Below are 18,278 nucleotides of genomic sequence, written 5' to 3'. Positions count from 1 at the left end.
CCGGGGGCGCTGTCGGGTTCCTACTCGGCGAGAATCTCGCGCGCGAAGGGCACGAGGAGGTAGCCATCGGCCGCGTTGCCGTTGCCCACCAGCGTGAGGTGCGCGTCCGAGCCGATGGGGATCGACAGCTGCAGCGAGTCCGTCCCGGGGTACTCGAACATCACGGACCCCGGAACGATCAGGTCGCGCTCGACCAGTGTCGCCTCGGGGGGCATGAGCTCGTCGTTGTCGCCTGGCTGCAGCCGCACCGCGAGGCCATGCGACCCCAACGGCCCGCTCGGCCTCGGGGTGGGCTCGTAGGTCAGCACCGACGCGATGTCGCTGTCGTCCCCCGCCCCGCGGGACGAGGTCTCGAAGACATACCCCTCGGGTGCCACCTCGGACGCGGCGAGTGACTCGAGGTGATCTGCCAGCGCGTTCGCGTCGGCCACCAGACGTTCGTCGAGCCGCTCTGCCTCCTGCGCCTCCTCCATCAGGTCCGTCGCGAAGTCGGACACCGGCCAGGTCTCGAGCACCTCACCGGTGCGCGCGTCGATCAGCACGAACGAGTCTGCCGGCCAGTCGGGCGCGGGGTTCGGCACCGCGAAGTCCGGTCCCAAATCGGCGTACACACCGAGCGCGTCGATGCTCGTGCGGTAGTACGCCTCGACCATGGTGTTGTCGCCGGTATGGATCAGCACTGTGTCGGGATGATCGAGAATCTGCTCGTCCCACTCCGCGCACGGTGCCACGGGCGTTCCGTTGAACCAACCCTCGAGCCCACCAAAGTTCCCCACCGCCTTGCCGGGCACCACGGTCGCCTCCGCACACCCGACCCGGTCCGCAGGTCCCGTCGAGACTCCGGGCTCGGGCATCGCCGATGCGGTCACGGTAGGCGCGAGCGGCTCGCCGGGCATCGGCTCGGCCCAGCGCGCTTCGTTGACGCCCACCGCGACTGCTGCGATCGCCACGATGCTCGCCGCCGACATCAGCGCCGCACGGACATCGCGCCACCGCGCCACCCGGCGTCCCACTCGATCGGGTCCGTCGGCAAGGGTCGAGTCATCGAACCCCGCGCCTGCGAGTCCGTGCAGGTCGTGGAACGCCTCACGCGCGTCACTCATCGCGTCCCCCCTTCATGCGCCTGAACCGCCACCGTCTCTGGCCCCTCGAAGCGCATCTCCGGAAGCGCGATTCTGAGCCGTGCGACCCCATCGGACACATATCGCTTGACCGACCCCACTGCGATCCCGAGGGTGTCCGCCACGTCCGCCGTGGACATGTCTTCGACGTAGCGGAGCACCACGCACGCGCGCTCGCGCGGAGACAGCGTGAGGAGCGCCGCCCGCAGGTCGATCGCGTTGTCGACGCGGGAGCTGTGATCCGCGGCCGCCGGATGCTGGCGGGCCCAGGTCTCGAACTGGTCGCCGCCCGAGGCGACGACGGGCCGCGCCGCCGCGCGCCTGCCAGCGTCGATGAACGACGTCGCGATGGAGCGCTTCACGTACACGTGCGCAGCATCGAGGTCTCGCGCGTGGCGGCCGCTGCGGAAGGCCTTCACGAGGGCGTCTTGCAGCAGGTCCTCGGCGCTCGTCGCCTCCCCCGTGAGCATGTACGCGTAGCCGAAGAGCGCCCGGCCGCGAAGCCGCACCAGGTCGTCGAGCGTCTCGCGCCAACCGCTCACCCCGTGGTCCCCCCGCCTGTCATGCCAGCAAGAACGTACCGCGGACCGATCCGGTTGGGGGTGCTCCCTGGAGAGGGCTCAGCACCCCGGCATCGACGCTCGAGGCAGAGCCATGGCGGCGGGCGACCCCGTTCCTCCGGGGTCCCCGCCGCCATCGCTCATGGTGTCCTGCCGGTCGCGTCAGGCGAGCTGCATCGTCGTGATGCAGGTCGCGTCGTCAGCGTTCGACGTGGAGACGGTGGTGCTCGCGCTGAGCCCGTCGTGCTCCACGGTCACGTCCGCCTCGATGTCCCGCGGGAGCCACATGCCGACGAATCCGTTGTCGAACGTCGTCATCGTCTCGTCGACCAGCACCTCGCCGGTCGCGGAGTCAGTCACGACAACGTCGATCTGCTCGCCCTGGAGCTCACCGACGCACGTGGTGAGCGAGTGGAAGTAGCACTCGTGGGTCGTGTCGACATACGGAGCGAAGGAGACGTAGAACGCGTCATCCGGCATCGGCACGGAGGCCTCGGCGCCAGTCGCGTCCGTGAGCAGAAGCTCGTCGGGGCGCACGGAGGCCATGAGGCCCTCGGGCCGCTCGGACAGCGCCGTCGCATCGAGCGTGTCGATGAGCGCGCGGGTGTCGAGGCCGTCGAGCCCCTGCGCCTCGAGCATGGCGTCGGCCGTGGCGGTGGCCTCAGCGGCGGCCGTGGGTGCCGAGGAATCGGTGACGGGTTCAGTCTCGGGCGTGCCCGAGCAGGCCGAGACGCCGATGCTGATGGCCGCAGTGGCGGCGATGATCGCGACGGTGCGTCGCGCGGTGAGAGAGAGGGTGCGGTGCATGATCAGTCCTTGTGTCGTGAGGTGAGTGAGGGTTCGCCCGGTCCGGGTGGGAGCGGGTCGAGACGGATGCGGCGCGAGACTGACTGCCAGGCCCAGACGGGCGGGCATGCGCGCCGATCCCTCACGTACGACAGATGCAGAGAACGTTGAGGCTGGGAGTCATCGGTCGGTGGAGGGTTCGCGGCGCCCACCGACGTTCACGCGCGGGAATCCTGATCTCCCATGAGTGCGGCATGCCCCGCGTCGAGCTCATCATCACGACGATCACGAGCACCATGAGGCACGCCGCCATGACGCCGCCCTCGTGCTCGCCACAGGTGGCGCAACCCGCGTCGGCATGAGTGGAATCGACGACTGCGTGCGCCACGCCGGCGGCCATAGGCGCCGCATCTCCCGTGGTGTGGAGCGAGCCGAATGCCAGCGCAGCCATCACGGCCACGAGACCCGCGAGCGCGATCACTCGCGCCGCGACCGAAGAACTGTCGCGGCGTGCGGAGACGAATCGCGTGTGCATTGCATGCCAGGGTAATCCGAATTCTGGAACCCCGATCCGGGACGATAGGCCCGTACGGATCCGCCACCGAGGCAAGTGATGTCCACGGTTCACTCTCGGTCCACGTCGACGAGGCACGTCAGGACCACGAGACTAGGGCGCAGGCCGGTCCACGATCGCCGTCTCGCCCACCGTCATCGCCACCGCACCACCCGTCAGCGCGGCCATGTCCGCCTCGAGCACCGGCACCAGTTCTGGCGCCGCGTGGATCGAGAGGCTCACCGCCTTGCCGTACACAGGATCGTCCAGCACGGCACCGTGCGCCTCCGCCCACTGGTGCAAGTACGCGACGATCCTGCCTGCCTCCGCCTGGGGCGCATCGGCCGTCACCTGGGTGAGGTGCACCCGCTCCACGAGCCGAGCGCGATCGAGCGCGCCGGTCACCGCGCCGCCATACGCCCTCACGAGTCCGCCGGCGCCCAGCAGTGTCCCGCCGAACCAGCGGGTCACCACGGCCACGAGGTCGGTGACCTCTCGGTGGCGCAGCACCTCGAGCATGGGCGCCCCGGCGGTGCCCGCGGGCTCGCCGTCGTCATTGGATCGCTGCCGGTCCGCGTGCGGCCCGATCACGAGCGCCGTGCAGTGATGCCGCGCCTCCCAGTGCTCCTTGCGCACCCGGGCGACGACCGCATCGGCCGCCTCAACGGACGCGACGGGCTCGAGCCGAGCGAGGAAGACCGACTTCTTGACCTCCACGCGATGCTCGACGGCCGAGCGAACAGTCGACGGGAGCGGGCGGGAGGTCACCTCGGCAGGCTAGCGCGGAGGGCCGAGCGCACAGAATCGTCCTCCAGGACGTGCTCCGAGCACGAACGGTGTACAGAACCTTCCTACAGCAGGAGGGCGGGCGGGTTGGCGGATCGGCGGGTCAGGCGCCGCGGACCTTGTCGACGCCCTTGTTCGCCAGCTGGTCCGCGCGCTCGTTGCCCGGATCTCCCGCGTGGCCCTTGACCCACACCCAGGTGATCTCATGCCGCGCGACCTGCTCGTCGAGCGCGATCCACAGCTCCTTGTTCTTGACCGGCTTCTTGTCGCCGGTCTTCCAGCCGTTGCGCTTCCAGCCGTGAATCCACTTGGTGACGCCGTTCATGACGTACGTGGAGTCGACATGAAGCGTCACGGCGCACGGCCGGTTGAGCGCCTTGAGGCCCTCGATCACCGCGGTGAGCTCCATGCGGTTGTTCGTGGTCTGGAGCTCGCCGCCGAATAGCTCGCGCTCCTTGCCTCCGGTGCGCATCCACGCTCCCCATCCGCCCACGCCGGGGTTGCCCTTGCAGGCGCCGTCGGTCCACATGTCCACAGGGGTCAGGGTGTCGCTGGTCACCCCGAGAGCGTAGGCCATGCGCGCGGCTGGACGCCGTCGCACATGCGGCACACTGGTGCCCATGAGCAGCCACGAGAGTGCGAGCACGCCCGCAGTCGCGGCTCTGCTCGCGGCGGACGTCGCGCACACCCTCCACCACTACGACCACGACCCCTCGTCCGAGCTCTCGTACGGGCACGAGGCCGCGCAGGCCTTGAGCGCGGCCCCGGAACGCGTCTTCAAGACGCTGTGCGTCAAGGCGGACGATGCGCTGATGCTCGCGGTCGTGCCTGTGGCCGGACTGCTGGACCTGAAAGCCGTGGCGCGCGCCGTCGGCGTCAAGAAGGCGATCATGGCGGAGCCCGACGAGGCCGAGCGTGTCACGGGGTACGTGCTGGGCGGCATCTCACCGCTGGGCGGGCGAAAGAAGCTGCCCGCCATCATCGACTCGAGCGCATTCGACCACGACCAGGTGTACGTCTCGGGCGGGCGCCGCGGCCTCGACATCGAGCTCGCGCCCGCGGACCTGGTGTCGCTCACCGACGCGGCGACGGCTCCCATCGCGAAGGACGCATGAGCACGCTCGCCGCTCCCCCCGGTGACTGGGACTATGCCGCGCGCGTGGCCGACGTGAAGGCCCGGGTCCACATCGCCGAGGCCTCGTGCGGACGGGCGGGGTCGGGCGTGCGCCTGCTGGTCGCGACCAAGACCTGGAGCGCCGATGCGGCGGTGGCGGCGGTCGCGGCCGGCGCCAGGATCGTGGGCGAGTCGCGCATGCAGGAGCTCGCCGAGAAGGGCGAGGCGCTGCGCGCTGCGGGGGCGCGGGTCCACGTGATCGGCCAGCTCCAGCGCAACAAGGCGGCCATCGCCGTCGAGTTCGCGGACTGCGTCCAGACCGTCGACTCGATGCGACTCGCGGAGCGGCTGTCACGGCTGTGCGTCGAGGCCGGGCGGGAGCTCGACGTGATGATCCAGGTCAACGTCTCGGGCGAGGAGTCCAAGTCAGGGGTGGAGCCCGACGACGCCCTGGACCTCGCTGCGGCGGTGCAGGCGCTGCCCGCGCTGACGGTCACGGGGTTCATGACCATCGGGCTCCACTCCCGCGACGAGGAGGCCGTGCGCGCCGGCTACCGCCGGCTGCGCGAGATCCGCGATGCGGCCCTGATCCGCTCCGAGAGCGGCGCGCTCCCCCTGACTGACGCGTGGCACCTGTCGATGGGCATGTCCCGCGACCTCGAGTGGGCCATCGCGGAGGGCGCGACGATGGTGCGCGTGGGCTCTGCGGTCATGGGTCAACGCCCCACCCCCACGACGTAGGAACGTCGGCACTCATTTCGGGGCCCCGCTCCCTCGTGTGGGAACGCGAGGACTCCCGTCCGCCACAATGGTCACGATGACCTCCGCCGACGCCCGACTCCTCACTCGCCTGCCAGAGCCGACGCCTGGCGTCGCCCCCGACCCCGACGCGCTCTACGAGGCGTTCAGCGCGTGGGCCTCCGACGAGGGTCTTCCGCTGTATCCGCACCAGGACGAGGCGCTCATCGAGATCGTGTCGGGCTCGCACGTGATTCTGGCCACGCCCACCGGCTCCGGCAAGACTCTCGTGGCGACCGGAGCGCACTTCGCCGCGCTCGCCGCCCAGCGCGCCGGCACCGGCGGCCGCACGTACTACACGGCGCCGCTCAAGGCGCTCGTGAGCGAGAAGTTCTTCGCCCTGATTGAGATGTTCGGCACCGAGAACGTCGGCATGATGACGGGTGATTCGGCGGTCAACCCGGACGCCCCGATCATCTGCTGCACCGCGGAGATCCTGGCGAACCTCGCGCTCCGCGACGGTGCGGCGACGGACGCCTCGCTCGTCGTGATGGATGAGTTCCACTTCTACTCGGACCCGCAGCGCGGCTGGGCATGGCAGGTGCCGCTCATCGAGCTGCCGCGCACGCAGTTCGTGCTCATGTCCGCGACGCTGGGCGACACCGCGTGGCTGGTCGACGCGCTCAAGGACCGCAGCGACCGCGCCGTCGCCGAGGTGACCACTCTCGAACGCCCGGTCCCGCTCACCTTCGACTACAGCACCGAACCGCTTCCCGAGGTGGTCGAGCGGATCGTCGAGACCGGCCGCGCGCCGGTGTACATCGTCCACTTCACGCAGAAGGACGCGGTGGATCGCGCGCAGGCGCTGCTCAGCACTCAGGTCGCGACCAAGACGGAACGCCAGGCCATCGCCGATGCGCTCGGGGACACGCGCTTCTCCACGGGCTTCGGCAAGACGCTGAGCAAGTTCCTGCGGGCGGGGATCGGCGTCCACCACGCCGGCATGCTCCCCAAGTACCGGCGCACCGTCGAGCGGCTCACGCAGCAGGGCCTTCTCAAGGTGGTCTGCGGAACGGACACCCTCGGCGTCGGCATCAACGTGCCGATCCGCACGGTGCTGCTCACGTCCCTGGTGAAGTACGACGGCGAGCGGATGCGCCACCTCACGGCGCGCGAGTTCCACCAGATCGCGGGGCGCGCGGGCCGTGCGGGGTTCGACACCGAGGGCGAGGTCCTCGTCATGGCGCCCGAGCACGTGATCGAGAATCGGAAGTCGCTCGCCAAGGCGGGCGACGATCCGAAGAAGCTCAAGAAGATCGTGCGCAAGGGTGCTCCCGCGGGCTCCGTGAACTGGACCGATGCGACGTTCGAGAGGCTCAGGGACGCGCCTCCGGAACCGCTCACCAGCCGGTTCGCGGTGACGCACGCGATGGTCCTCAACATCCTGTCCCGGGGCGTTCCCAACCCGTTCCTGGACCGCGAGCCTGAGGACCCGGTGCTCGCGATGCGCACCCTCCTGGAGTCCGTGCACGACACGCCTGCTCAACGCTCGGCACACATGCGCCAGGCGCTGAGGATCTACCGTTCGTTGAGGATCGCCGGCGTCGTCGAGCATCACCGGGTGGCCGACCCCACCCACCCGCGGGGCGAACGCCCATCCGTGCGACTCACGGTCGACGTCCCCCGGAACTTCGCACTCAACCAACCGCTGTCGCCGTTCGCCCTCGCGGCGATGGACCTCCTCAATGTCGAGGCACCCGATCACGCCATGGACGTCGTCTCCGTCATCGAGGCGACGCTGTCGGATCCACGCCAGATCCTCATGGCGCAGCAGCACGAGGCCAAGGGCGTGGCCGTCGCCGCGATGAAGGCGGACGGCATCGAGTACGACGAGCGCATGGAACTGCTCGAGGACGTCACCTGGCCCAAGCCCCTCGCGGACCTCCTCGAACCCGCGTTCATCGCCTACCGCCGCACCAACCCCTGGATCCTCGGCGCCGAACTGTCCCCCAAGTCCGTCGTACGGGACATGCTCGAGAAGGCGATGTCGTTCGGCGACCTGGTGTCGGTGTACGGCCTCGAGCGCACCGAGGGGGTGGTGCTCCGCTACCTGGCTGAGGCCTACCGCGCCCTGCGCCAGACAGTTCCCGAAGAGCACCGCACCGACGAGGTCGAGTCCATCACCGCCTGGCTCGGCGAGATCGTGCGCTCGACCGACTCGTCGCTGCTGGACGAGTGGGAGCGCCTGCTCAACCCCGAGGTCGCGATCGGCGACGACGTGGACCCCCACGCCGCTGCCGCGTCGAGCACCGTGGCCGGTCCCTCGCGTCCTATGTCCGGCAACCCTCGCGTGCTGCGCCGCCTGGTGCGCAATGCGATGTTCCGGCGCATCGAACTCGCGTCGCGCGAGGACTACTCGGCGCTCGGCGCGCTCGACGGAGCCTCGGGATGGAACGCGCAGGCGTGGCGCGACGCGCTCGACCCGCTCTTCGAGGCACAGGGCGGTGAAGCGATCGGCATCGGGCCCGATGCGCGTGCGGCCGCGCTGATCACCTTCGTCGAGCCCGGCGACGACCACGAGGACGGGCGTGCGCGAGCGGCGCTCGCATCCGCGCCCGACGCGACGCTTCCGCAGGGCGCCTGGGTGGTCCGTCAGGTCATCGACGATCCCGCAGGCGATCACGACTGGGCCTTCACGGCGCTCGTCGACCTCGACGCGTCCGACGAGGCCGGCGCACCCGTGATCGAGATGCTCGACGTGGGCGCGCAGTAGCCACGCAGCGCACGACGCCGCGCCGAATTCCGCTTTCAACCGTACCGTTACCAGGGGTTTCGGTGCTCCCAAATGAGGCTCGCCTTGCTAGCGCCGATGCTCGCGCAGGCCTACTCTGACCGCATGAGCAGTCGCGCAGAACCAGATGAGAACCGCATCACCGGCCGCCTGAACCAACTGCGAGCGGGCGTGCTCGGGGCGAACGATGGCATCGTCTCGATCGCGGCGCTGGTGGTCGGAGTGGCCGCAGCGACGCCCGAGAACCACGCCGCCATCCTGGCCGCGGGCGCGGCCGGACTCGCCGCGGGCGCGCTGTCGATGGGCGTCGGCGAGTACGTCTCGGTCTCGTCGCAGCGCGACGCCGAGCACGCACAGCTCGCACGCGAAGAGCGCTGGCACGACGAGCGGCCGGAGTGGGAGCTCGAGCAGCTCACGCGGCTCAACATGCGCACCGGCATGTCAGAACCGACCGCACACCTGGCCGCGAAGGAGCAGACCGAGCACGACGCCCTTGCGATCCACGCACTGATGCACCTCGGGATCGACCCCAAGCAGCTGGTCAGCCCGCTGCAGGCGGGCGTGGCGTCGCTCGGCGCCTTCACCGTCGGCGGCATCATTCCGCTGCTGACCATCCTGCTCGCCTCACCCCCCTTGCAGGTGCCGCTCACCTTCGCCGCCGTGGTCGTGGCGCTCGCGCTCACCGGCACCACGTCCGCGTGGATCGCGCACTCTCCGTACCCCCGCGCGATCGTGCGGAACGTGGTCGGCGGCACGCTGGCGATGGCGATCACCTACGGCATCGGCCATCTGGTGGGAGTGGCGCTGTAAGGCGAGGACGGCGATCAGCTCCCCGCGCCGCCACCCGACGCGCCGCGAGGCGTGCGCTCATGCGGAAGTGGTCACGTGTCCCTTCACCCGCCCCACCCGGGCTTGTTACAGTCCATCATGGCGTCGATGCAGACAGCGATACCGCGTGCGGCACGGGTCGGCGCCGTCGTCACGGCAGCGCTAGCAGGGCTGATCGTCGTCCTCGCGATCGCGACGCAGCAGTCGGCGATCATCGCCATCCTCGGCGCGGCGGCGATGGTCCTCGCGCTCCTCGTGGCCGCCGCATCGGCTTGGAGGCACCCCGTCGTACCACCCTCCCCGGCCTCCGCAGGTCCGGCAGTCGCGGCAGGCCCGGCAGCCTCGGCAGATCCGGAGCCCGCGGACGCAGAGCACTCCGCCGTGGCCAGTGCGGCCCCGGCCCTCACCACCGTGGGCCGTCTGAGCCGCATCGGCACCTGGACCTACGACTACGGCACCGGCGACGTCACCTGGTCGGATGAGGTCGCCGAGATCCACGGGCAACCGGCCGGTTACCGTCCCACCTCCGAGGAGTCGCTCGAGTACTTCACCGCGGGTGACCGCAATCGACTCCGCGACGCCATCACACTCTCGGCCGAGGACGGCGATCCATTCATGGAGGAGTGCCTCATCGACGCGGCCGACGGCGCTCGCCGCACCATCCTCATCATCGGAGAGCCTCTGCGCGACGAGCAGGGCCGGCCCCAGCTTCTGCGAGGGACGATTCAGGATCTCACCCCGTGGCGGGAGGCGGAGTCCTCCGCCGAGGCGCAGCGGCGCCGGTTCACCGAGCTCACGCGCGCGCTTCCTCTCGCCGTGTGGAGCGCGACCGCGGACGGTGTGGTCGACTACGTCAGCGAGGCGCTCGCAGACTACGCCGGCGGCGACGTGCAGGACTTCGTCGGGGACGGCTGGCTCAGCCTCGTGCACCCCCACGACAAGGAGATGATGGTCGAGCGGTGGTCCACCTCGATCGAGAACGCGCAGCCGTACGAGGTTGAGTGTCGGGTGCGCAGTCGCGATGGCGAGCATCGCTGGCACCGCGTGAGCGCCAAGCCCGAAGTCGGGAACGACGGCAGGGTCGCGCGCTGGTGGGGAAGCTCCATCGACATCCACCGCACCCGGGCGCTCAAGCAGCAGGCGCAGCAGCTTGCACGCGAGCGCGACGTGATCCTCGACAGCATGTCCGACGGCGTCCTGGGTCTCGATGCTCACTGGAACATCACCTACATGAACGACCACGCCCAGGAGATGCTGGGCCAGGCGCGGGAGTCACTGCTGGGCCATGACCTTCGGACGGAGTACCCGAACATCATCAACACGCCGGTCCACGACGCCTATCGCACGGCGATCGCCACCCGCGAGCAGCAGTTCCTGTCCTTCCACGACCGCACCCAGGATCGCTGGCTGGAGATCACCGCGACGCCGAGCGAGCTCGGGATCACCGTGTTCCTCCGGGACGTCACGCAGACGCGGCTCCTGAGCGAACAGCTCGAGCAGGCGCAGAGGCTCGAAGCGGTGGGGCGCCTCACCGGGGGCATCGCTCACGATTTCAACAACCTCCTCACGGTGGTGATCGGTGGAGCAGATGCGGTCGCGCGTGACGGCGGCATCTCGCCCGAGTCTCGAGAGATGATCGGACTCGTCCGCCAGGCCGCCGACCGGGGAGGTCAGCTCACGAGCCGCCTGCTCGCCTTCGCGCGGCGTCAGCCTCTCTCCCCCCAGCACACCGACCTCAACCGGCTCCTCGAGGAGTTCGCGCCCCTGCTGCACCGCACCCTGGGCAGCGGGATCACCATCACGTCCGTGCTGGAGCCGGGACTGCCCCCGGCCTTGGTGGACCCGGGCCAGTTCGAGAACGCGGTGCTGAACCTCGCGATCAACGCCCGGGACGCGATGCCCGATGGCGGCTCCCTCACCCTGGAGACGTCGCTCCAGCACTTGGACGAGAGGTACACGACCGCCCACGCCGAGGTGGATCCCGGCACCTACGTGACGGTGACGGTGACGGACTCCGGGACCGGCATCGCGCCGGAGGCTCTCGACCACCTCTTCGAGCCGTTCTTCACCACCAAGGAGGTGGGACAAGGGTCGGGCATGGGCCTCGCGATGGCGTGGGGGTTCGCACGTCAGAGCGGCGGCCACATCACGGTCTACTCCGAGGTGGGAATCGGATCCGCCTTCCGGCTCTACCTGCCGCTGGCGCCCGCCGGGTCCGCTGCGGCCACGTCCGCCCGTGCCACCCGCACAGCGCCGGAGAGCGGAAGCGGCGTCATCCTGCTCGCAGAGGACGACCCGCTGGTGCGCAGCTTCGCCACGGATCACCTGCGCGCCCTCGGGTACGACGTGGTGCCGACCTCGACCGGTCCGGAGGCCGTCGCGCGTCTGGAGGAGATGGAGACCATCGATCTGCTCTTCACCGACGTCATCATGCCCGAGGGCATGACCGGACGTGACCTCGCACGACACGTGGTCGCCGCTCGTCCGGGCACCCCGGTCTTGTACGCTTCGGGCTACACCGAGAATGTGATCATGCACGACGGCAGACTCGACGAAGGCGTCGCGCTGCTGACCAAGCCGTACTCGGCCCAGGAGCTGGCCCTTCGCGTTCATGAACAGATGACCGGGGCGGCAGGCGAGGAGTGATGATCGACTCAGACGGCGCTGGACGCGTACTCATCATCGACGACGACCCGCTCGTCGGTCAGATGCTGCGAGCGCACGTCGAGGCGGCCGGCTTCGAGGGGCGCGTCACGGATGACGCCGCCACGTTCTTCGAGATCGAACGCCAGTGGCATCCCACCCACGTGGTGGTCGATCTGGTGATGGATCACATGGACGGCCTGGCAGTCCTCGACGCGTTGGCCAAGGCGGGCTCCGAGGCCGCCGTCGTCATCTCGAGCGGCATGGGCGCCCGGGTGATCGGTGCCGCCCAAGAGGTCACCGCGGCCCACGGGCTCACCTACGCAGGGGCCTTGGCGAAGCCGTTCACGGCCGCTGACGTCGAGGCCGTGCTGAGTGCCACCCCCAACCCGCGCCGACAGGCGGCGCTGGGCAGCGACGAGCCCCTCTCCCCCTGGGACGACCCGCAGTTCGTCGAGGTGTTCCAGCGAGCGCTCGACGACGGCGACGTGAGGTTCGCTCTCCAGCCCAAGGTGTCCTGCCGGACCCGCGCCGTCGTGGGCTACGAGGTGCTGTCGAGGTGGGAGGTCGATGGCGTGCCGGTTCCTCCGTCGATCTTCGTCACGCGCGCAGAGAAGACCGGCCTGGCGGCGGCGCTGACCGACCGCGTGTTCGCGGACGCATTGGCGTGGTTCGCCGATGTGGTGGGTCCCGGCGACGAGCACCTGTCGATCAACCTGTCCGCGAGCGAGTTCAGCACGCCGGGACTGGACCAGCGCCTCGCCGGAGCCTGCAAGAAGGCCGGCGTGGATCCCCACCGGGTGATCCTGGAGCTGACGGAGACCAGCCCTCTCGAGGATGCCCGGCTCTCGCTGGAGCTGCTCACCCGGCTGCGACTTCAAGGCTTCCGCCTCTCGATCGACGACTTCGGCGTGGGCTATTCGTCGATGCGCCAGCTGGCCGCGCTGCCGTTCAGCGAGGTGAAGATCGACCGCTCCTTCGTGATGGAGATCGCGGAGACCCGGGAGGCGGAGATCTTCGTCCGCTCGATGCTGGACCTCGCCCATGCGCTCGGCCTCGAGTGCACGGCCGAAGGCGTCGAGTGCGCCGCGGTCATCGATCTGCTGACCGAGTTCGGGTGCGATCATGCGCAGGGGTTCCACATCGCACGCCCCATGTTCCCCGAGGCCCTCGCATCGTGGACGGCACCGGCACTGCGTACTTGAACGACGCAGCGCACCTGAACGACGCAGCGTGCCTGACCGACGCCCCCGCTAGCGCCGTTCGACGCCCGCCTTGAGCAGCCCGTAGACGAGCGAGTCGGCGAGCGCCTCCCACGATGCCTCGATGACGTTCGGGCCCACCCCCACGGTGCGCCACGTCGTCCCGGTCTCGCGGTGGACGGTCGTGATGAGCACCCGGGTGACCGCATCGGTGCCGTGGGACGCCTCCATGATGCGCACCTTGAAGTCGGTGAGCTCGAACTCCTCGATCTCCGGGTAGACGCCGCACAGCGCGTCGCGCAGGGCGTGGTCGAGGGCGTTCACCGGTCCGTTCCCCTCGCCCAGGGCGACGATGCGCTCGGATCCCGCGCGCACCTTCACCACGGCCTCGGCGTCGGCATCGGTCGGGTCGCCCGGCACTGACGAGACGCGCACGCGCCAGGTCTCGACGTCCCAGAACGCCGGCGTCTCCCCCAGCTCGCTGCGCAGCAGGAGCTCGAAGGACGCATCGGCCGCATCGAAGGTGTAGCCGGCGGCCTCCGCGTGCTTGACGCGATCCGTCACGCGGCCCAGGAGCTCGTTCTGCCCCGCCAGGTCGAACCCGAGTTCCTTGCCCTTGAGCTCGATCGAGGCGCGGCCCGCCATCTCGGACACGAGCATGCGCATGTCGTTGCCCACCAGCGAAGGGTCCAGGTGCTGGTAGAGGTCGGGATCCACGCGGATCGCCGATGCGTGCAGGCCAGCCTTGTGCGCGAAGGCCGAGGCGCCGACGTACGGCTGGCGCGCGAACGGCGCGATGTTGGTGATCTCGGCGATGGCGTGAGCGATCCGGGTCGACTCCGCGAGGCCGTCGTGCTTGAGTGCGCTGACGCCGCGCTTGAGCTCGAGGTTCGCGACCACCGCGACCAGATCTGCGTTGCCCGTGCGCTCGCCATAGCCATTCACGCAGCCCTGCACGTGGGTGGCGCCCGCGGCCACGGCGGCCATCGAGTTGGCCACCGCACAGCCGGAGTCGTTGTGTGCGTGCATGCCGAGCACTGCGTCCACGCGCTCGCCCACGGCGCGCACGATCTCGCTCACGTCATCGGGCAGCATGCCGCCGTTGGTGTCGCACAGGCACACCACATCGGCGCCGGCCGCGACGCCCGCCTGCAGCGCGCGGATCGCGTACTCGGCGTCGTACTGGTAGCCGTCGAAGAAGTGCTCCGCGTCGAGGATCACGCGCCGGCCCTCCCCCGCGAGGAACGCGACAGTCTCCTCGATCATGCGCAGGTTCTCGTCGGGCGCGACGCGAAGCGCGCGCTCGGCGTGACGGATGTCCGACTTTGCGACCAGCGTGACGATGGGCGCCTCTGAGTCGAGCAGCGCGCGCACCTGCGGGTCCGCGGCGGCGGTGGTGCCGGCCTTGCGCGTCATGCCGAAGGCGGCGAGCTGAGCGTTCCTGAACGTCAGCTCCTTGGCCGCGAGCGCAAAGAACTCGGTGTCCTTGGGCACCGCGCCGGGCCATCCCCCTTCAATGACGCCCACGCCGAGCTCGTCGAGCAGGGGTGCGATCGCCATCTTGTCCGCGACGGACAGATTCATGCCCTCCTGCTGCGCGCCATCGCGCAGAGTCGTGTCGTAGACCTCCACTGTGAGATCCGTCATCGTGTTCTCCTCGGTTCGTGCTCACCCGCGACAACGTGCGACCACCGTTCGCCCAACAAAAAAGCCCCCCAGGGTACGGGAGGCTGCGCGTCGGGAGGGTGGTCGCCGACGCGCTACGGAATGATGATCGCGGCATACATCGGGTTCAGTATGGCATAGCGCCCGCTGGCGGCACATCAGCGGCATCGCACCGATGCGCGGGCATGGGGCGATGCGCCTGAGAAGCATCTGAGCCTCCGCTGGGTAAAATGAACCTTCTTCACATCTCCCCGGCTAGCGCAGCATGCGCAAAAAAGGATGGATTCCGTGCACGCAGGTGGTCGTAGTGCTGTCTCGACGGCCCTCCGCCAGCACGGCGATTCCGTCATGGTGTCGCTTACCCACCTCGATCCCCCGCCCCACTCCGTGGTCGCGGTGTCGCGGACGTCGGGAGTCCAGATCCCGTTGCGGCTGCTCACTGACGGCGCACGCACGGTCGCAGAGATCGACCTGCGCCGCTTCGCCGGCGACGAGCGCGAACGCTGGTCGCTCCACGCAATGACCGGCGACTCACGTGCGCCGCTCGCACTGCCGCGAGACGTGACCGTCGGGGAGATGCGTCCCTTCCGCGCGGGCTCCTCCGCCGCCCTCGTCTCGATCTCAGGAGCGGGCACCGTCGTGGTGGTCTCCGGCCCACCCTTCCCGCCCACGCCCAAGGTCGTGACCAACGCGATGGTCTCCCGTCAGTCGGGCACGACGATCATGGGGCGCGCCTGGGTTCCGCCCCACGGCGCCTCGTCAGCGAACCTGGTGCTGCGCGAGCGCGGCACCGACAACGAGGTCGCGGTTCCCCTCCGCACCTGGCGTGCGTCGAAGGCGGTGGGAGGCCTCCAGCGGCACGCGTTCCGCGCCACGCTGGCGTGGACCGACACGCTCGACGCGTTCGTCGACCCTGGCACCCTCGACGTCTCGTTGGAGATCACGTTCGAGCACGCGGACACCGTGCGGGTGCGCGTCCCCCGGCCCCGCACCGCGGGCGTGGTGCGCATGGACCCGAGCTTCGCGGTCGACGGCGACCGTGGCCACGTCTTCAGCCCCTTCTTCACCTTCAAGGCGAAACGCCTCTCCTTCACCCACAGCCGGCTGCCGCGCGACGTGATGTCGTTCATCCGATCCGAGTCACGACTCATCCGGGCGCGGCGCGCGTGGGCCCGGGTGCGGCACCCTTCTCAGCGGCCCATCTGGGTGATCGGGGAGCGGCCCGACCGGTTCCAGGACACGGCCTTCGCCTTCTTCTCATGGCTGAGCGAGCATCACCCCGAGATCGACGCGCGTGCAGTGATCGACGCCGACAGCCCCGACTTCGACCGCGCGGCCGCGGTGGGCACCGTCGTCAGGGCGGGGACCATCGATCACGCTCGCACGGTCCTGCACGCCACCCGCATCATCGGTTCGCACCACCCCGGATACCTGTACCCGCTGCGCACCGACCGCTTCGATGCACGGGTGAGGGGCCTGCGCGTGTTCCTGCAGCACGGCATCATGGGCACCAAGTGGATGGCCGACCTCTACGGTCGCGACGCCGACGGCTTCTCGCCCGACCTCGTCATTGCGAGCTCCGAGCGCGAGCGCGACCTGTTGGTGCGCGACTTCGGCTACCGGCCCAGACAGATCGCCGTGACCGGGCTGTCGCGCTTCGACACGTTGATGGCGCACCATCCCACGCCCCGCAAGCGACTGCTGGTGATTCCCACCTGGCGCGACTGGCTTGCCAACCCCGATGACTATGCGGGCAGCGAGTACTCGCGCGAGTGGCACGGTCTGCTCTCCGACCCGACATTCGTCGCCATGTGTGCCGATGCGGGACTCGAGGTGGTGCTCTCGCTGCACCCCAACATGCGCCGCTACGTCGCCGACTTCGAGGATGCCGGCGTCACTGTCATGCGGCCGGGCGAGATCAGCGTGCAGGACCTGCTGATCGACTCCGCTGTGGTGCTCACGGACTACTCCTCCGTGGGCTTCGATGCGGCGCTGCTCCACCGACCGGTGCTGTACTTCCAGTTCGACCGCGACCGGTTCCTGGGCCGCAAGGGATCCCACCTCGACCTCGATTCGGACCTGCCCGGCGACATCGCCTTCACGCGGGCGCAGGTGATCGGCGCGCTGGGGAGAGTCATCGGCAACGGTCTCCAGCCCTCGGATGAGAACGTCCAGGTCGCGGACTCGTACTACCCCCCGCGCGACCAGCAGGCGAACGCACGGATCCACGCCGCGATCGCATCGGCCCATCGCACGCGGCGACTGCGCATCACGGCCGATGCGCGACGGACTCTCGAGCGCATCGCGACGTCGGGCTACCGGCGACTGCGGCGCTCCGATCTGTACTTCCCGCTCGCGCGCCTGGTACTCCGGGTCGCATCGGCGCTGCCGCGGGATGATCGCCGCGTGGTGTTCGAGTCCGGTGTGGGCAAGCAGTTCGGTGACAGCCCGCGGGCGATCTACGAGGAGGTCCTGCGCAGCAGGCCCGACCTTCGCACGGTGTGGGCGTACAACGGGCGGCCAGCGAACATCGGCGGAGGGGCCGACGTGGTCAAGCGCCTGTCGCTGCGCTACTTCGTCCACCTGGGCCGGGCTCGATTCTGGGTCTCGAACCAGAGCCTGCCGCACTACGTCCACAGCGACGCCCGGCGCGTCTACATCCAGACGTGGCACGGCACTCCGCTCAAGCGCATGCTTCACGATCTCGACGTGGTCACGGGACGGGATTCCGGCTACGTCGAGAGAGCGACGACGGCGGCCCAGCAGTGGTCGGTGCTCCTGTCGCCGAACCCCCACTCCTCGTCCGTGATGCGATCGGCCTTCCAGTTCGACGGCGACATCGTGGAGCTGGGGTACCCACGCAACGATGTGTTCTTCGGCGTCGCACGGCTCGAAGCCGAGGCGCGTGTGCGCCGCGCGTACCGGCTCTCGCCCACCCGGCGCATCGTGCTCTTCGCGCCGACGTTCCGTGACGACCAGCTGGGAAGCGCGAGCGGCCAGGGGCCCGCGGGCAACATCGATCCCGTGCTCTTCGCCCGCCGCTTCGGCGCCGATGCGGTGCTGCTGGTGCGCAAGCACGTCCTGGACCGCACCACCGTGGTGATTCCTGACGAGGCGTCCAGCGCCGTCGTCGACGTCTCCGACTATCCGGACACGCAGGACCTGCTGGCGGCGACAGACGTGCTGATCACGGACTACTCGTCACTGTTCTTCGACTTCGCGAACCTGCGCCGGCCCATGATCTTCCATGTGCCGGATCTGGACCGGTACCGGGACGAGCTCCGTGGCTTCTACCTCGACATGGAGAAGGACCTGCCCGGCCCCCTCACGCGCACCGACGACGAGGTGCATGAGGCGATCGAGACGGCGCTGACCGAGGGCGCGCTGCCCGGCTTCGACATCGACGCCTTCGCCGCTCGGTATTGTCCCCAGGACGACGGGTCGGCCTCAGCGCGCGTGGTCGAGACGCTGATGACGGACAGGAGCTAGCC

14 protein-coding genes are annotated in these 18,278 nt (G+C 69.5%); 7 read left to right on the top strand and 7 right to left on the bottom strand.

Translation table 11 applies throughout. From position 1 onward, the window contains the following. Positions 1–20 precede the first annotated feature (20 nt). From QQX02_RS10145 to rnhA, 6 genes are all read right to left on the bottom strand, one after another. The gene (locus tag QQX02_RS10145; protein WP_301142863.1) at positions 21–1,103 is read right to left on the bottom strand and encodes a hypothetical protein; all 1,083 of its coding nucleotides are present in this window, start codon (positions 1,101–1,103) and stop codon (positions 21–23) included. Beyond that, a complete protein-coding gene (locus tag QQX02_RS10140; RefSeq protein WP_301142862.1) occupies positions 1,100–1,663 on the bottom strand; it encodes an RNA polymerase sigma factor in 564 nt (187 codons plus the stop codon). The genes QQX02_RS10145 and QQX02_RS10140 overlap by 4 nt, the downstream gene beginning before the upstream one ends. A gap of 180 nt (positions 1,664–1,843) precedes the next feature. After that, positions 1,844–2,488: a CueP family metal-binding protein gene (locus tag QQX02_RS10135; RefSeq protein ID WP_301142859.1), complete on the bottom strand. Its 645-nt coding sequence runs from the start codon at positions 2,486–2,488 to the stop codon at positions 1,844–1,846. 121 nt (positions 2,489–2,609) lie between these two features. Then, positions 2,610–3,002 (bottom strand): hypothetical protein, encoded by a 393-nt coding sequence (locus QQX02_RS10130; RefSeq protein ID WP_301142858.1) that lies wholly within the window; start codon positions 3,000–3,002, stop codon positions 2,610–2,612. A 132-nt stretch (positions 3,003–3,134) separates the two neighbouring features. Next, positions 3,135–3,788 (bottom strand): IMPACT family protein, encoded by a 654-nt coding sequence (locus tag QQX02_RS10125; RefSeq protein WP_301142857.1) that lies wholly within the window; start codon positions 3,786–3,788, stop codon positions 3,135–3,137. A 121-nt stretch (positions 3,789–3,909) separates the two neighbouring features. After that, entirely contained in the window at positions 3,910–4,335 is a 426-nt protein-coding gene (rnhA, locus tag QQX02_RS10120; RefSeq protein WP_436968530.1) for a ribonuclease HI, read from the bottom strand. 91 nt (positions 4,336–4,426) lie between these two features. Between rnhA and ybaK the strand changes: the two genes are divergently transcribed. The 6 genes from ybaK (at position 4,427) to QQX02_RS10090 (ending at position 13,125) form a co-directional block, all read left to right on the top strand. Beyond that, positions 4,427–4,921: a Cys-tRNA(Pro) deacylase gene (ybaK, locus tag QQX02_RS10115; protein WP_301142854.1), complete on the top strand. Its 495-nt coding sequence runs from the start codon at positions 4,427–4,429 to the stop codon at positions 4,919–4,921. Beyond that, a complete protein-coding gene (locus QQX02_RS10110; protein ID WP_301142853.1) occupies positions 4,918–5,661 on the top strand; it encodes a YggS family pyridoxal phosphate-dependent enzyme in 744 nt (247 codons plus the stop codon). The genes ybaK and QQX02_RS10110 overlap by 4 nt, the downstream gene beginning before the upstream one ends. Before the next feature lie 67 nt (positions 5,662–5,728). Next, positions 5,729–8,431 carry a DEAD/DEAH box helicase gene (locus QQX02_RS10105; RefSeq protein WP_436968508.1) on the top strand — a complete coding sequence of 901 codons (2,703 nt, stop codon included), beginning with the start codon at positions 5,729–5,731 and terminating at the stop codon, positions 8,429–8,431. Positions 8,432–8,554: 123 nt separating this feature from the next. Then, positions 8,555–9,259 carry a VIT1/CCC1 transporter family protein gene (locus QQX02_RS10100; protein WP_301142850.1) on the top strand — a complete coding sequence of 235 codons (705 nt, stop codon included), beginning with the start codon at positions 8,555–8,557 and terminating at the stop codon, positions 9,257–9,259. A 126-nt stretch (positions 9,260–9,385) separates the two neighbouring features. Next, positions 9,386–11,923, top strand: coding sequence for a hybrid sensor histidine kinase/response regulator (locus QQX02_RS10095; protein ID WP_301142848.1), 2,538 nt, complete (start codon positions 9,386–9,388; stop codon positions 11,921–11,923). Then, positions 11,923–13,125 carry an EAL domain-containing response regulator gene (locus tag QQX02_RS10090; RefSeq protein ID WP_301142847.1) on the top strand — a complete coding sequence of 401 codons (1,203 nt, stop codon included), beginning with the start codon at positions 11,923–11,925 and terminating at the stop codon, positions 13,123–13,125. The genes QQX02_RS10095 and QQX02_RS10090 overlap by 1 nt, the downstream gene beginning before the upstream one ends. Before the next feature lie 48 nt (positions 13,126–13,173). Here the strand turns inward: QQX02_RS10090 and cimA are convergent, their stop codons facing one another. Continuing rightward, positions 13,174–14,769, bottom strand: a complete 1,596-nt coding sequence (cimA, locus tag QQX02_RS10085; protein WP_301142846.1) for a citramalate synthase — start codon at positions 14,767–14,769, stop codon at positions 13,174–13,176. Between the two features lie 366 nt (positions 14,770–15,135). Between cimA and QQX02_RS10080 the strand changes: the two genes are divergently transcribed. Further along, positions 15,136–18,276, top strand: coding sequence for a CDP-glycerol glycerophosphotransferase family protein (locus tag QQX02_RS10080; protein ID WP_301142844.1), 3,141 nt, complete (start codon positions 15,136–15,138; stop codon positions 18,274–18,276). The last annotated feature ends 2 nt before the right edge of the window (positions 18,277–18,278 follow it).

The organism is Demequina muriae, assembly GCF_030418295.1.
Lineage (GTDB): Bacteria > Actinomycetota > Actinomycetes > Actinomycetales > Demequinaceae > Demequina > Demequina muriae.
The sequence above is the reverse complement of the archived record's forward strand: the minus strand, read 5'-3'. Positions and strand labels throughout refer to the sequence as shown.